This window comes from Streptomyces sp. NPDC014734 (genome assembly GCF_043083325.1).
GTDB lineage: Bacteria > Actinomycetota > Actinomycetes > Streptomycetales > Streptomycetaceae > Streptomyces.
Map to the genome: position 1 here is coordinate 162,177 of NZ_JBIBYN010000009.1, position 14,121 is coordinate 176,297.

Annotated in this window: 12 protein-coding genes; 3 read left to right on the plus strand and 9 right to left on the minus strand. The window is 73.8% G+C overall.

Features of this window, described 5'->3' with window-relative positions:
* Positions 1–139 precede the first annotated feature (139 nt).
* The 6 genes from ACF1CT_RS17050 to ACF1CT_RS17075 form a co-directional block, all read right to left on the minus strand.
* A complete protein-coding gene (locus tag ACF1CT_RS17050) occupies positions 140–1,363 on the minus strand; it encodes a beta-ketoacyl-[acyl-carrier-protein] synthase family protein (protein ID WP_391784635.1) in 1,224 nt (407 codons plus the stop codon).
* A complete protein-coding gene (locus tag ACF1CT_RS17055) occupies positions 1,360–1,635 on the minus strand; it encodes an acyl carrier protein (protein WP_391784636.1) in 276 nt (91 codons plus the stop codon). Before ACF1CT_RS17055 ends, ACF1CT_RS17050 begins: the two co-directional genes overlap by 4 nt.
* A 251-nt stretch (positions 1,636–1,886) precedes the next feature.
* On the minus strand, positions 1,887–3,767 hold the full coding sequence (locus ACF1CT_RS17060) for an acyl-CoA dehydrogenase (protein ID WP_391784637.1): 1,881 nt from the start codon (positions 3,765–3,767) through the stop codon (positions 1,887–1,889).
* Between the two features lie 25 nt (positions 3,768–3,792).
* Positions 3,793–5,073, minus strand: coding sequence for a beta-ketoacyl-[acyl-carrier-protein] synthase family protein (locus tag ACF1CT_RS17065; RefSeq protein WP_391784638.1), 1,281 nt, complete (start codon positions 5,071–5,073; stop codon positions 3,793–3,795).
* A 422-nt stretch (positions 5,074–5,495) separates the two neighbouring features.
* The gene (locus ACF1CT_RS17070) at positions 5,496–6,380 is read right to left on the minus strand and encodes an ABC transporter substrate-binding protein (protein WP_391784639.1); all 885 of its coding nucleotides are present in this window, start codon (positions 6,378–6,380) and stop codon (positions 5,496–5,498) included.
* A 192-nt stretch (positions 6,381–6,572) separates the two neighbouring features.
* On the minus strand, positions 6,573–7,445 hold the full coding sequence (locus ACF1CT_RS17075; RefSeq protein WP_391784640.1) for a helix-turn-helix transcriptional regulator: 873 nt from the start codon (positions 7,443–7,445) through the stop codon (positions 6,573–6,575).
* A gap of 187 nt (positions 7,446–7,632) precedes the next feature.
* Between ACF1CT_RS17075 and ACF1CT_RS17080 the strand changes: the two genes are divergently transcribed.
* Positions 7,633–9,105: an MFS transporter gene (locus ACF1CT_RS17080; protein WP_391784641.1), complete on the plus strand. Its 1,473-nt coding sequence runs from the start codon at positions 7,633–7,635 to the stop codon at positions 9,103–9,105.
* Here the strand turns inward: ACF1CT_RS17080 and ACF1CT_RS17085 are convergent.
* Complete coding sequence (locus ACF1CT_RS17085; RefSeq protein ID WP_391784642.1) at positions 9,099–10,022, minus strand: LysR family transcriptional regulator; 924 nt, start codon at positions 10,020–10,022, stop codon at positions 9,099–9,101. The two genes, ACF1CT_RS17080 and ACF1CT_RS17085, sit on opposite strands and share 7 nt — an antisense overlap.
* Positions 10,023–10,101: 79 nt before the next feature.
* Here ACF1CT_RS17085 and ACF1CT_RS17090 point away from each other — a divergent pair, with 79 nt between their 5' ends.
* Complete coding sequence (locus ACF1CT_RS17090; protein WP_391784643.1) at positions 10,102–11,373, plus strand: MFS transporter; 1,272 nt, start codon at positions 10,102–10,104, stop codon at positions 11,371–11,373.
* Here ACF1CT_RS17090 and ACF1CT_RS17095 read toward each other — a convergent pair.
* Together ACF1CT_RS17095 and ACF1CT_RS17100 are read right to left on the minus strand one after the other, a co-directional pair.
* Entirely contained in the window at positions 11,363–11,680 is a 318-nt protein-coding gene (locus ACF1CT_RS17095) for a cupin (protein WP_391784644.1), read from the minus strand. The genes ACF1CT_RS17090 and ACF1CT_RS17095 overlap by 11 nt on opposite strands.
* 61 nt (positions 11,681–11,741) lie before the next feature.
* Positions 11,742–12,224: a GNAT family N-acetyltransferase gene (locus ACF1CT_RS17100; protein WP_391784645.1), complete on the minus strand. Its 483-nt coding sequence runs from the start codon at positions 12,222–12,224 to the stop codon at positions 11,742–11,744.
* Between the two features lie 244 nt (positions 12,225–12,468).
* Here ACF1CT_RS17100 and pgm point away from each other — a divergent pair, with 244 nt between their 5' ends.
* Positions 12,469–14,109 carry a phosphoglucomutase (alpha-D-glucose-1,6-bisphosphate-dependent) gene (gene pgm / locus ACF1CT_RS17105; RefSeq protein ID WP_391784646.1) on the plus strand — a complete coding sequence of 547 codons (1,641 nt, stop codon included), beginning with the start codon at positions 12,469–12,471 and terminating at the stop codon, positions 14,107–14,109.
* Positions 14,110–14,121: the final 12 nt, after the last annotated feature.

The following is a 14,121-nucleotide window of genomic DNA, read 5'->3' on the forward strand; positions in this document are numbered from 1 at the left end:
CCGGGCGGGACGCCCGACGGGACCCACCGGCGCTCGCGCACGGGCGTCGGACCGGCCGCGCGCCGCACACGGCCCACGGCCCACGGGCCGGTGGTACGCCGGGGCGCGGGTGTCCGCGCCCGTCGCACCACCCGCCGGTCTACGGCCGCCGGAGGGCGAGCACGGCGTTGTGCCCGCCGAAGCCGAAGGAGTGACTGACGGCGCGCCGGACCGGCCGCCGCAGCGGCTGTCCGGTGACGCAGTTGATGTCGAACTCGGGTGCCGGGGCGTCCAGGTTGGCGATCGGTGGCACGACGCCCCGCTGGAGGGTCAGGACGGTCAGCCCGGCCTCGATCGCTCCGGCCGCCCCCATGCAGTGGCCCAGGACGCCCTTCGGGGCCGTGACGGGCGGCCGGTGGGGATAGACCCGGCCGATCAGGGCGGCCTCGGTGGCGTCGTTGCTCGGTGTTGCCGTGCCGTGCGCGTTGACGTGGTCGACGTCCTCCGGCGCCCAGCCCGCGTCGCGCAGTGCGGCCTCGACCGCGGCCTGCGCGATCATGCCGGAGGGGTGGGGGCTGGTGGGGTGGTGGGCGTCGGTGGTGGCGCCGGTGCCGGCGAGCAGCGCCCGCGCCGTGGCACCGCGGGCCGCCGCGTCGTCGGTCCGTTCCAGGACCATGACGGCGGCGCCCTCACCCATCACCAGCCCGGCGCGGTCGGCCGCGAACGGCCGGCACCGTCTGGCCGGGTCGCCGTGCGCCGGGGCCGCCGCACCGGACCGGGCGAACCCGGCCATGGCGACCGGGTAGACGATCGACTCGGTGGCCCCGGCGATCGCGATGTCGCACTGGCCGGTGGCCAGCAGGTCGCGGGCTACGGACAGGGCGGTGGCGCCGGAGGAACAGGCGGTGCACGGTGCCAGGCTGGGGCCGGTGGCCCGGAACTGGATGGCGATCTCCGCCGCGGGCATGTTCGGGATGGTGAGCAGGATGCCCGACGGCGACGTGGCGTCCTGCCCCAGCCGGTCGAGCACGACGGCCTGCTCGGTCAGTGCGGCGGAGCCCCCGCTGCTGGTGCCGACGACCACCGCCACCCGGTCGCCCGCCCACCTCGCCGGGTCGAGCCCCGAGTCGGCGATCGCCTCCCTGGCGGCGAGCACGGCGAACTTGACGTACCTGCCCATCCGGAAGGACGTCCGGCCACCGATCTCGGCGTCCAGGTCGATGCCGTCGACCGTGCACGCGAAATCGATCGCGCAGCCCTTGAGCTCCGCGACGGTGCGCACCGGCGAGACTCCGGCGCACACGCCCTTCCAGGTGGACTCGGTGTCGTTGCCGACCGGAGTGATCATCCCCAGGCCGGTGACGGCGATCTCCGGCCTGTTCATCGGGCGTTGCTCAGGTGTGCCTCGTCGCGGGTGGGCATGCCGCTGCCGGACGGCGCGCCGAGGAACCGTGAGATGTCGGCCAGGGTGGCGTCCTTGGGAAGCCTGTCCAGGTCGCCGTCGCCGGACGTCTCCCTGAGCAGGACGGAGAACTCGGCCACGGCGAGGGAGTCCATCTCCAGACTGTCCATCGTGGAGTCCGGACGGATCTCGGCGGCCGGCACCTTGAAGGTGTGGGTCAGGACCTCGGTGATCCTCGGGTGAATCGTACTCATGAGCTTCCTCTCCATCATTCGGTACGACTGTCGGCGTGTGGGGACGCATCGTCCCGACGCCCGATCAACTGGGTGACGTGGATCCAGTTACGCGTTGTGGCGAACCGATTCGGCACTGCCGGTCCGCGAGGGCGGGCACCACCGGGCCAGAACGGCCGCCGTGCCCCAGAAGACCAGCAGGACAGCGCGTACGCCGAGGGTCCCGGCCGCGTTCCACGCCCCTTGGACACGCACACTCGTTCCCGTGCTCGTCATGGGCTCCGCCGCTCTCCCCGAACGGTCGCCCGTCCGCCGTCCCGGCACCAGGCCGCGTCCGGATCGTCGTAGGCGTCCACGTAGTCGGACCCGGCGATGGGCCAGTCGGCGAGCAGCGCGCCGGGCAGCGCGAAGGACTCGACGAGTTCGGGCAGCCGTGCGGCGACGGCGGTGATCAACCGGTCCACGACATCCGGCAGCGACTCGACCTGGTCCGCGGTCACATGTCCGGAGGCGAGGAGATCACCGCTGTCGCGGGCGATCCGTTCGAGCACGAACAGGCGCTGAAGCCGGACGAGTTCCTCACGGGCACGGCCGTGCGGAAGCCCGGCCACCGCGTCCGCGTACGCCTCTGCCGCCTGTCGGTGGGCGTGGGCCTCGACGCCGCGCAGGGCTGGTCCGGACGCGGCGTTCCACCGGCCCAGCGGATCGCCCTGCGGGGCGCTTCCCATGGCTCGCCGGGCACGGCCGAACCAGATCTTCTCCAGAGCCGCCAGGAGCCCGCCCAGGAACCCGGGGTCGAGGAGATCGCCCGGTCCGTTGTCGGACGGGACCGGGTGCTCGGCCGGTTCGGCGGCGAAGAGCATTTCCGCGGCCGCCTTCGCGTGAATGGCCAGGTTGTCGCCCTCCGCGGTGATGGCGCCCTCCACCCCGGTGAGCAGTGCGCTCATGCCGTTGCTCTCCAGGAGTCCGTGGGCGCCGCACCGTTCCCGGCACTCGACGATCACGGACCGGGCCTGCCAGGTGATCCATCCCTTGGTGACGGCGACCAGCCGTTCCGCCTCCTCCCGTTCGCGGCCCGGCACGTCCTTGCGCGCCTCCCAGCGGTCCAGCGCCCTGCGGTGCAGCAGGCTCATCGCGAAGACGGTGGCCATGGCCCCGGCGAGCGGCCCGTGGTGGCTGCGGTGGGCCATCACCGGAACCCGCCCCGTGCCCCGGGGCCCGGACACACGGCGGTGTCCGCCGTAGCGGACGGCGACCGCGAGCGTCGCACGCGCGGAGCCGACCGCGCAGGCGCTCATCGAGATCTTGCCGGCGGTGACGCGTCCGATCGACGCGAGGAGACGGCGCCTGCGATTGACGACGGCGCTGCTGAACCCGCCGTCGGCACCGATCCGTCCGTGCTCCCCGTCGAGCAGCGCGTCGCGCCCCACGAAGACCTGGTCGAAGGAGGTGAGGCAGTGGTCCACCGGGCTGCCCACGCACGCGGGGAGCCTGCGCACCCGTACTCCGGGGAGCGCGCGTTCGGCGTCGGTGAGCGGCACCAGGAAGAGGAAGACCCCGTGGTCGTCACCGTCGGCGAGCAGCCGCGCGGCCACCAGGCCGGTCTTGGGTCCGCCCGCCGGACTGGTGTTGGGCATGAACTTCTGGGCGCCGGCGTGCGGCGTGTGCAGCACGAACCCGTCGCGTGCGCGGTCGTAGCGGGCCGTGGTCTCGATGGCCGCCGCGTCGTTGCCGTGCTCCACCTCCGTGCAGAGGAAGGTGCCGACGCTCCGCAGGCGGAGGAAGTCCGACAGGTCGCGTCGGCGGTCGTCGTCGTGGTCGAGGAGACTGCCGAGAAAGAGGTTGTAGTGGATACCGGCCACGGTGGCGAGCGCCGGGTCGACCGGGCCGAGCCATTCGTGCAGCGCCGCCAGGGCGCGCGGGTCGGCGGCGAGCGCGGAGCCGCTGTCGAGGCTGTCGTTGAGGACGCGAAGCCGCGCGTACGCCAGGTCCAGGCGCTCCCGGGAGGTCGCACGGTCCGGGCGGCGGAACGGTTCCGTGCCGATCAGCCGCCGCCAGAAGTCGTGTTCGCGGTGGTGGTCGTCGCCGAGGAGCACCGCGGTGAGGAGTTCCGTGGACCGTTCGCCGGACGGGCTGTCGATGGTTGCGGTCATGAACTGTCAACGATTGGGCCAACGGCTAGGACACCGGGGGCAGTCCACCGTGATGAACCCGCATCGGCCTTTCGGTACAAGCGCGTTGGAAGGCGAGGACGACGTTGTGCCCGCCGAATCCGAAGGAGTGACTCAGCGCCCGCTCGACATCCTGCGCGCGGGGCTCCTTGACCACGCAGTCGAGGCCGAATCCCTCCGGCAGCGCGTCCAGGTTGGCGACCGGGGGCACGAGACCCCGTTCCAGGGTCAGCACGGTGGCCACCGCCTCGATCGCCCCTCCCGCCGCGAGGGTGTGTCCCAGCACGCCCTTGGGCGCCGTCACCGTGGGCCGGTGCGGGAACACCGTGGAGATGAGTTCGCTCTCCATCGCGTCGTTCAGCCGGGTGGACGTGCCGTGTGCGTTGATGTGGTCGATCTCGTCGGCGGCCCAGCCCGCGGACCGGAGCGCCGCGCACACGGCCCTGCGGGCGCCCGCCCCGTCCGGCGACGGCGCCGTGGGGTGGTGGGCGTCGGTGCTGGAACCGGCACCGGTCAGCAGCGCGCGTGCGCGCACACCGCGCGCGCGGGCGTCGGGCGCGCGTTCCAGCACCAGGACGGCGGCCCCCTCACCGATCACGAAGCCGTCGCGGTCCGCGGCGAACGGCCGCGACGCGCCCGCCGGGTCGCCGGTCCGCCGCGAGAGCGCGCCCATGCCCGCGAAGGCGCTCACCACCAGCGGGGTCACCACGGATTCCGCGCCGCCCGCCACCACCACGTCGCACTGCCCGCTCGCCAGCAGGTCGCGGGCGACGGCGATCGCGGTCGCCCCGGAGGCGCACGCGGTGGCCGGTGCCAGGCTGGGGCCGTACGCCCGCAGCGCGATGGCGAGTTCCCCCGCCGCGGCGTTGGGCATCATCATCGGGACCAGCAGCGGTGATACGGCCTCCGGCCCGTCGTCGTCCAGCCTGCGCACGTTGTCGGCGAGCACGGCGACCCCGCCCACCCCGACCCCCAGCACCACGCCCACCCGCGTGCCGTCCCACCGCTCCGGTGACAGCCCGGCGTCCGCCACCGCCCTGCGGGCGGCGACCAGCGCCATCTTCACGAACCGCGCCATCCTCCACACCGAGCGTCCGCCGACGGTCTCGTCCAGGTCGATCCCGTCCGCCCGGCAGGCGAAGTCGACCGGGAGACCGGCGAGTTCGTCGCAGTGCCGGGCCGTGGACACCCCGGAGCACAGTCCCTCCCAGAACGTCCGCTCGTCCGCTCCCGCGGGGGTCACCATCCCCATCCCGGTCACGGCGACACCCCTGTCGTCCCGTTCCATGTTCCGCCCCCTGCTCCGTAATCGATCACGCCTACTGGTTGTCGAACGGCCGTAGCCCCGGTGAGGATGCGCTGAATGATCCGAACGGGTCACGGGTGGGCCCGTGCGGGCCGGACCGGGGCGAGCGCCCGGGCGATCTCGAAGGCGTACGCGGGCCGGCCGTCCCGATCGAGGCTCACCGCCGCGGGCGGGGTGGGCGCCGCGGAGCCGTCCGTGCGGACCTCGACCCCGGCACGGGCCAGTCGGTCGGCGATCAGCCGTCCGTCGTCGTCCGGGCCCAGTCGGGTGAGCAGCGTGGTCGGGTGTCCGGGCCGGGCCGTACGCCGCGTCGGCCGGGCTGCCCCCGGAGGGACCCGGACGGCCTCATCGGGCGGCCGGACGACGTCGGCGACGCGTTCTCCGATGACCGGCCGCCCGCTCCGTCACCGGCCGGTGGCGCTCTCCACCGCGTCCGCGACGAGCGTCAGGAAACGCGTGTGGGCCTGCGGGCTGCACACCGGCTCCGGGTTCCAGGGCACCACCCCGGCGGTCCGCTCGATCGCCGCCCATTCCTCGCTCGTCCGGAGTCCGTCGAGCGGGGTGGCGTTGGCCCGGACGTCGGCAAGGACGATCGCGGGACGCAGCGCCCGCGCCTCGGCCCAGCCGACCGTGGACCAGTTCGCGCCCGGACCCTCGGCCGGCTCCACGAGGTCGACGCCGAGTCCGGCCAGCACGCGCAGTTCGGGCCACATGCGGGGGCGAGCCAGATGGGCCTGCTCCTGTCCGGCCGGGGAGAGGGCGAGGACGCGGGGGCGGCCGGGTCCGGCGCACCGTGCGCGCAGCCGGTCCCGGGCGGCCTCCAGGTCCTGCGCGCCGCTCGGGGCCGTCCCGGCCCCGAGCGATTCGGCGAGTCGCGCGAATCGTTCACCGACCTCCGTGAAGGAGCGTGCCTGACCCACGTCGATGACGACGACGGGGACGTTCTCCTCCAGGTGCTCGGCGGTCTTCGGGGCGAGACCGTAGACGTGTCCGCCGCCGTAGCTGACGGCCACGACGAGGTCGGGTTCACCGCTCAGCAGGGTGTCGGCGTCCAGGGCGCTGCCCGCTCCGACGTAGCGGATGCCCGCCGACGGGAGCGATCCGGTCTTCGCCGCGTCCGGCACAGCGTGGTCGTCGTGGTCCGAGCCGAATATCGCGCTCGGGCGTATCCCGTGGTCCCACAGGGTCGCTCCGGCCTGTACGTAGGCGAGCACTCTCGCCGGACGCCGCTCGGCGGTCGACACCTGTCCACGATCGTCGGAGAACTGCCACACGGTACGCTCCCTCACCTCGCGCGCCCTTTCGGTACGGGGGCGCCGGGTCCTCTTCCCGTTCGTACACCAGTACTTCCCCGTGGGCGCCGCCGGCATCCGCGCCGCGGCCGGTCCGGCGCGGATGGCGCGAAGAGACTGCCGCGGACGGCGGGAGGACGCCAGGCCGGCCGGACCGTACGTCCGGGCCGGAGCCGGTGGCGCCGGGGCTCACGGTTCGGTCGGCGACGGGTCCGGACGGTGGGCGCTCTCGCTCAACTCGGGTAGTTTCGCGCGCGTTTCCTCGTCCGAGGGCAGGCACGAGACCAGGGTGACCCCCGGTTCCCCGACCGCCGCCAGCTTCACGTAGTCGAACGTCAGCCTGCCCAGCCGCGGATGGTCGAACGTCCGGCGCGCGGGACGGAACTCGGCGACGTCGTGGGTGTCCCACCAGACGCGGAACTCGTCGCTCGCGCGGTACAGATCGGCGGTGAGGCGCTCGAACGCCGGGTCGCCGACGTGCCGGTCCGCGGCGGCCCGGTACTGCTCCAGCAGCGCCCGCGCCTGCCCCGGCCAGTCCACCAGCAGGGTGCGGATCCCGGGCCGTGTGAACACCAGCCGGAGCAGGTTGTGTTCGGGGGCCTGCCCGTCGGCGGCGTCGCCGACGAGAGCGGTCTCGGAGCGGTTTCGGGCCAGCAGGTCCCAGTTGGGTGCGAGCAGGTACGCCGGGTGCGGGTCGAGCGCGTCCACGAGTCGCCGCAGCGCCGATCCCCCGCGCCGGGCGCCGCCGGTGGGATGCGGGTCCTCGGACCGCCGAGACGGCCGGCCCGCCAGTGCGAACAGATGGCGGGTCTCGGCCGGTGAAAGTCTCAGGACCCGGGCCAGGCTGTCCAGCACCTGGTCGCTCGCGGTGATGTCCCTCGCCTGTTCCAGCCAGGTGTACCAGGTGACGCTCACCCCCGAGAGGAGGGCGACCTCCTCACGGCGCAGACCGGGCGTACGGCGGCGCGGCCCCGCCGGGACACCGGCGTCGCCGGGCCGGACCCGGTTCCTGCGGGTACGGAGGAACTCCGCCAGAACCCGGCGCCGTGCCACGTCCGTCATCGTCCCCCGCCCCGCGAGATGCCGTCCCGCCGAAACCCTACCGCTGCCGCCCGCGGCGGCCGCTCGTGGCGGCTGTCCGCGACCACCGTCGCCGACGCCCCTCCCCGCCCGCCCCGAGGGGGGTACCGGGACCACCAGCATGATCCGTCCCTGTCACGCGGGCCGGGACCGGACCAGCATCGTGGTCATGACTCGCACCCGGCCGCCCGCCGATTCCGCACCTCCCGCCCCGGTCGCCGGGGCCCCGCCGCACACCGGGCCCTCGCCCTGGCGCGCGCTGTCGGTCGTCCTGGCCGGTGTCTTCATGGCCGTGCTCGACACCTTCATCGTGCTCGTGGCCGCACCCGCCGTCCAGAAGGACCTGAGGGCCTCGGACGCCGACATCCAGCTCGTGCTGGCCGGGTATCAGCTCACGTACGCCGTCGCGCTGGTCACCGGGGCGCGCCTGGGCGACCGGTTCGGACGCAGGCGGTGCTTCCTCGTCGGCATGGGCGTGTTCACCCTGGCGTCCGCGGCCTGCGCCGCCGCCCCGGGGCCGGGCTCGCTGATCGCGGCCCGCCTCGTGCAGGGGCTGGGCGCCGCCGTGATGTTTCCCCAGGTCTTCGCGATGATCCAGGTCATGCTGGTGCCGGAGCGGCGAGCCCGGGCCTTCGGCGTACTGGGTGCCGTGATCGGCGTCGCCGGGGTCGCGGGGCAGTTGCTCGGCGGCGTGCTCGTCTCCGCCGACCTCCTCGGCCTGTCCTGGCGCCCGGTGTTCTGGGTCAACGTGCCGGTGGGGGCGGTCACGCTGGTGCTGGCGGCGCTCCTCGTCCCCGAGTCCCGGAGCCCGGACGCCGGCCGGCCGGACCTCGCCGGGGCGGCCGTGCTGACCCTGGCTCTCGCCCTTCTCGTCGTCCCCCTCGTCGAGGGAGGCGGGAGGGGATGGCCCGCCTGGACCCTGGTCGCTCCGGTCGCGGGGGTCCTCGCCCTGTTCGGCTTCGCGTACGTGGAGCGCCGGGTGGAGGCGCGGGGCGGGACACCGCTGCTCCGGCCCGGGCTGCTGCGCGCACGCGCGTTCGCCGTGGGCATGTTCCTGGTCGTCCTCGCGTACGTCGGCATCAACTCCTTCTTCCTGGTCCTGTCCGTGACGCTGCAGGACGGCCTCGGCCTGGACGCCCTGGGCGCGGGGATGTGTCATCTGCCGTTCGCCGCCGCCTTCTTCGCGGGAAGCCTCGTCGCCGGTCGCACGGTCCGGCAGGGCCGGCGGCTGTTGCGGGCCGGGGCGCTGGTGCTGGCGTCCGGTCATGTGACCGCCCTGGTCGTCGTGGTCACGGCCGGTGCCTCGCTGACGGCCGGGCGTCTCGTGGTGCCGCTGGCCCTGGTCGGCGCGGGCAACGGAATCCTGGTCACCCCGCTGCTGAACGCCGTGCTCGCACACGTCCGCCCGACGGAGATCGGCATGGCCTCCGGCGTGCTGTCCACCGGGCAGCAGGTCGGCGGCTCGCTCGGGGTCGCCGTCGTCGGCATCGTCTTCTACGGGGCGCTCGGCGACGCCGCGCCCGGGGACGTCTCGGGCTACGGACACGCGCTCTCGGCCGCTCTGGCCCTCGACGCGGCGCTCGCCGTCGCGCTCTCGGCTCTGCTGCGGCTCCTCCCCGGAGAGGTGTCTCCGCGTCACTGACCGGTGTCCCGGACACCGGGGGCGGGGAGCTCCTGGGGACCGGCCGCCGCGTCGACTCCGAGTCCGGCCAGGAACGCCGCGGCGGCCGGGGTGGGCCGGAAACGGCTCCAGACGAGCCGCTCCGTGCGGGCGGGTGCCTCCCGGACGGACAGGATGTGCACGCCGGTCAGTTCCGCCGCGAAGGCGGCGGGCAGCATGGCGACGCCGAGCCCGCTGCGCACCAGCCGGACGATGAAGTCGGTGCCGCTGACCTCGAACGCCACCTCGCGGGTGAGGCCCGTCGCCGCGAACGCCTCCTCCGACTGGGCACGGGCGGCGGTGCCGTCCGGGTAGTCGACGAACTTCTCCGTCGCCAGCCGGTCCAGGCCCACCTCGGTACTGCCGGCCAGTGGGTGGGTCGGGGCGACGACGGCGACCAGTTCGCCGGTGGCGAGCTCCCGGTCCCTGACCCCCTTGGGCCGGTAGCTCGGCAGCACTCCCAGGAACGCCACGTCGAGCGTGCCGTCCCGCACGTCCCGGACCAGGTCCTTGCTCGCTCCGTCGCGCAGGACGATGTGCACGTGCGGGTGACGGAGGTGGAAGGCCCGCAGGGCGGCCGGCACGTCGACCGCCGCGCCGGTCGGGATGGCGCCCACCGCGAGACGGCCGCGGATCTCCCCCGCCGTGGCGGCGACCTCGGTCCGGGCCCGTTCCGCCGCGTCGAGCGCCTGCCTGGCCGCGGGCAGGAACGCCTCGCCCGCCGCGGTGAGCCGCACCTGCCGGCTGGTCCGGTCGAAGAGCCGGGCGCCGAGTTCCTTCTCCAGTCGCGCGATCTGGTGGCTCAGCGCGGACTGGACGACCAGGCACCGCTTCGCGGCGCGGGTGAAGCCGCCCAGTTCCGCCACCGCGACGACGTACCGCATCTGCTGAAGTTCCATCCATCCATCGTGGATCACGATCGATGGAATGAAAAACATGTGTTGGACTCATGGATGGTGGATCCATGACGCTGAGGGCATGGCACTTTCCCCCTCCACGGACAAGACCCGCGACCGGGTCCCGTCCCGTACGTCCGCCGGCTCCCCCGCGTCCGGCCGCGGTCCGGTACTGCTGATGGCCCTGGCCTCCGGGCTCTCGGTGGCCGGCAACTACTTCGCGCAGCCGCTGCTCGACGTCATCGAGCGCGATCTGCACATCGGTGTGACCGCGGCGGGCCTGATCGTGACGGCGGCCCAGGCCGGATACGCGCTGGGCCTGATCCTGCTCGTGCCGCTCGGGGACGTGCTGGAACGCCGACGGCTCGCCGTGGGCCTGTTCGCGCTCACCGCCTTCTTCCTGCTGGCGACGGCCGTCGCCCCGAACGGCCCGCTGCTGATCGCCGGTACCCTGCTCGCCGCGCTGACCTCGGTGGGGGCGCAGGTCGTGGTCCCGTTCGCGGCGACCCTCGCGGCCCCGGAGGAACGCGGCAGGGTCGTCGGTCTCGTCATGTCCGGGGTGCTGCTCGGCGGGCTGGCCGGCCGCCTGGCCTCCGGCGCCCTGTCCGAGCTGGGCGGCTGGCGGACCGCGTACTGGGTGAACGCCCTGCTCATGGTCGTGATGGCGGTGCTCCTGCACAGCCGGCTGCCCCGTCTGCCGCGCCCGCGCGAGGCGGCTGCGACGTCGTACACCGGCCTGCTGCGCTCCACCCTGGCGCTGCTGCGGCAGGAGCCGCTGCTGCGTTGGCGGTCGGCCGTCGGCGCGTTCTCGATGGCCTCCTACAGCGTGCAGCTGACGGCGCTGACCTTCCTGCTGACCCGGTCGCCGTTCGGCTGGAACGCGGCCGCCATCGGGCTGTTCGGGCTGCTGGGCGTCATCGGGGTGATGGGCATGAACGTCGCCGCACGGCTGAGCGACCGCGGCCGGGTGCAGGTGGTGTCGGGGACCGCGGCGGCCCTCCTCACCCTCGCGTGGCTGCCGCTGCTGGCCGGCGAGTCGTCCCTGCCCTGGCTGGCGGTCGGGGTGATCGCGCTGAACATCGCCCAGCAGGCCGGACTCAACAGCTGCCAGAACGTGATCTACGCGCTCCGTCCGGAGGCCCGCAACCGGATCAACTCCGGCTTCATGACGCTCTTCTTCCTGGGCGGCGCGACCGGGGCCGCGCTCGCCTCGGTGGTCTGGTCCCGGGCGGGCTGGGACGGGGTGTGCCTGCTGGGAGCGTCGCTGGCCGCCGGAAGCCTCCTTCTGTGGGTACTGGAGCGTCTGCGGACGGCCGGCGCCGGGAAGCCCGGGGCGGCGGCCGTCACTCGTTGACGGTGGTCAGCAGCACCACGGCGTCCTCCAGCGCCAGCAGCCCGTGCCGCTCCTGCGGGATGGGCTGCAGCCGCCCGGCGCCCAGCTCCACGTCCCCCGAGCCGGCGGTGAGCCGCACCGTGCCGCGGAGCACCTGGAGGGAGGCCGCGGCGGGGGCGTTGTGCTCGTCCAGGGCGGTGCCCGCGGTGAGGGCGATGACGGTCTGGCGCAGGGGTTCCTCGTGGAGCAGGCGGTGGGCACTGCGTCCGTGCGCGGAGGAACGTGCCACGTTCAGATGCTCGTCGGCGAGGGCAAACAAGTCGTCCATGCGCCCACTCTGCCGCACCCCCGGCCGGCTCGCGATCCTGCCGGCGCCGGGGCGGGCGCCGTCAGCCGTGCGCGGTCCACCGGTACCTGACGTCCGGTTCCCGCTCCTCGTTGCGACCGCCGTCGTCGAACCCGATCGCGGTGAATCCGTGCCGTTCGTAGAAGGCCCGGGCGCCGGTGTTGCGCCGGAAGACGTACAGCGTGAGCTCCTCGGGGGCGCACGCGCGGGCCTTGGCCAGCAGCAGCGAGCCGATGCCGCGGCGCCGGGCGTCGGGCCGCAGGTACAGATGCTCCAGTTCGGCCCCGTCGAGGGAGACGAAGCCCAGCGGCTCCCCGCCCGCGTCCTCGGCCAGCCATACGGTCGTCCCCGGCAGCACGGCATGGGTCATCCAGGTGAGGGTGTCCTCGTCGCTGTGCACCTTCGGCAGGTACGGCATGGCGGCGGCCCGGGACGCCAGGAAGAGCCGGGTGAGCGGTACCGCGTCCGCTGCCACGGCCTGACGCAGCCGCACCGCGCCGGACCGCGCCGACTCGTCCGATGCCAACCCGTCCCCCTCCCGTTCGGCCGGAAGCCGTCGCTTCGCCCGCCGCACGGCGGGCAGTTCGTCATCGTGGGCGCACCCTACGCCGGCGCTGCCGGCGGCTCCACGGAATTCGGCCCGACCGTGAGGACCGGCGCTCTCCCGTGTGCCGCGCCCGCGCGGCGGGGCGGGCGCGGCGCGGTGCGCGTCACCCGCGAAGATGACGGGGCGGAAGTCCGCGACGTACGACGATACGGAGGAATGGCAGATGCCGCACGAACGAGCCGGGCAGCCGGCCCGGCCGGAGGATCTCACCGATGTGGCCCGCCTGGTGACCGCGTACTACACGCTGCGTCCGGATCCGGCCGAACCGGGACAGCGGGTGGCGTTCGGCACCTCAGGTCACCGCGGGTCGTCCCTGGCCACGGCGTTCAACGAGGACCACATCGCCGCCACCGCTCAGGCGATCGTCGAGTACCGGGCGAGGCAGTCCACGGACGGTCCGCTCTTCCTCGGCGCCGACACGCACGCGCTGTCCGAACCGGCCCGGATCACCGCCGTCGAGGTGTTCGCCGCCAACGACGTGACGGTGCTGGTCGACCCGGCCGACGGCTACACCCCGACCCCCGCGGTGTCGCACGCGATCCTCGCGCACAACCGGGGCCGGACCTCGCGCCCCGCCGACGGTGTGGTGGTCACGCCGTCCCACAACCCGCCCGGCGACGGCGGGTTCAAGTACAACCCGCCCCACGGCGGCCCGGCCGGTTCCGAGGCCACCGGCTGGATCCAGGAACGCGCCAACGAGATCATCGCCGCCGGGATGAAGGACGTGCGCCGACTGCCCTACGCCCGGGCGCGCGCGGCGTCGACCACGGGAACGTACGACTTCCTGGACGGCTATGTGACGGACCTGCCCTCCGTGCTCGACCTGGACGCGATCCGTTCGGCCGGGGTGCGGATCGGCGCCGATCCGCTCGGCGGCGCGTCGGTCGCGTACTGGGGCCGCATCGCCGAACAGCACCGGCTGGACCTGACCGTGGTCAATCCACTCACCGATCCCACCTGGCGGTTCATGACGCTGGACTGGGACGGGAAGATCCGGATGGACTGTTCGTCGCCGTACGCGATGGCCTCGCTCATCGAGCAGCGCGACCGCTTCTCCCTCGCCACCGGGAACGACGCCGACGCCGACCGGCACGGGATCGTGACGCCCGACGCCGGGCTGATGAACCCGAACCACTACCTCGCCGTCGCCATCGACCACCTCTACACCCATCGGGAGGGCTGGCCGGCCGCCGCGGCGGTCGGCAAGACGCTGGTGTCCTCCGGGATGATCGACCGGGTCGCCGCCGGTCTCGGCCGGGAACTCGTCGAGGTGCCGGTCGGCTTCAAGTGGTTCGTCGACGGACTCGCCGACGGTTCGCTCGGGTTCGGCGGCGAGGAGTCGGCGGGGGCCTCGTTCCTGCGCCGCGACGGATCGGTGTGGACGACCGACAAGGACGGCATCGTGCTGGCGCTGCTCGCCTCGGAGATCCTCGCGGTGACGGGCCGCACGCCGTCGGAGCACTACCGGGCGCTGACCTCCCGGTTCGGCGAGCCGGCCTACGCGCGGATCGACGCCCCGGCGGACCGCGAGCAGAAGGCGGTGCTCGCGCGGCTCTCCGCCGAGCAGGTCACCGCCGACACCCTGGCCGGTGAACCGGTGACGGGCGTGCTCACCGAGGCCCCCGGGAACGGCGCGCCGATCGGCGGCGTCAAGGTGACCACGCGCAACGCCTGGTTCGCCGCCCGTCCCTCGGGCACCGAGGACGTCTACAAGATCTACGCCGAGTCGTTCCTGGGGGCCGATCACCTCGGCCGGGTGCAGGAGGAGGCCCGGGCGGTGGTCTCCGCCGCTCTGGACGCCTGAGGGCCTGTCGGG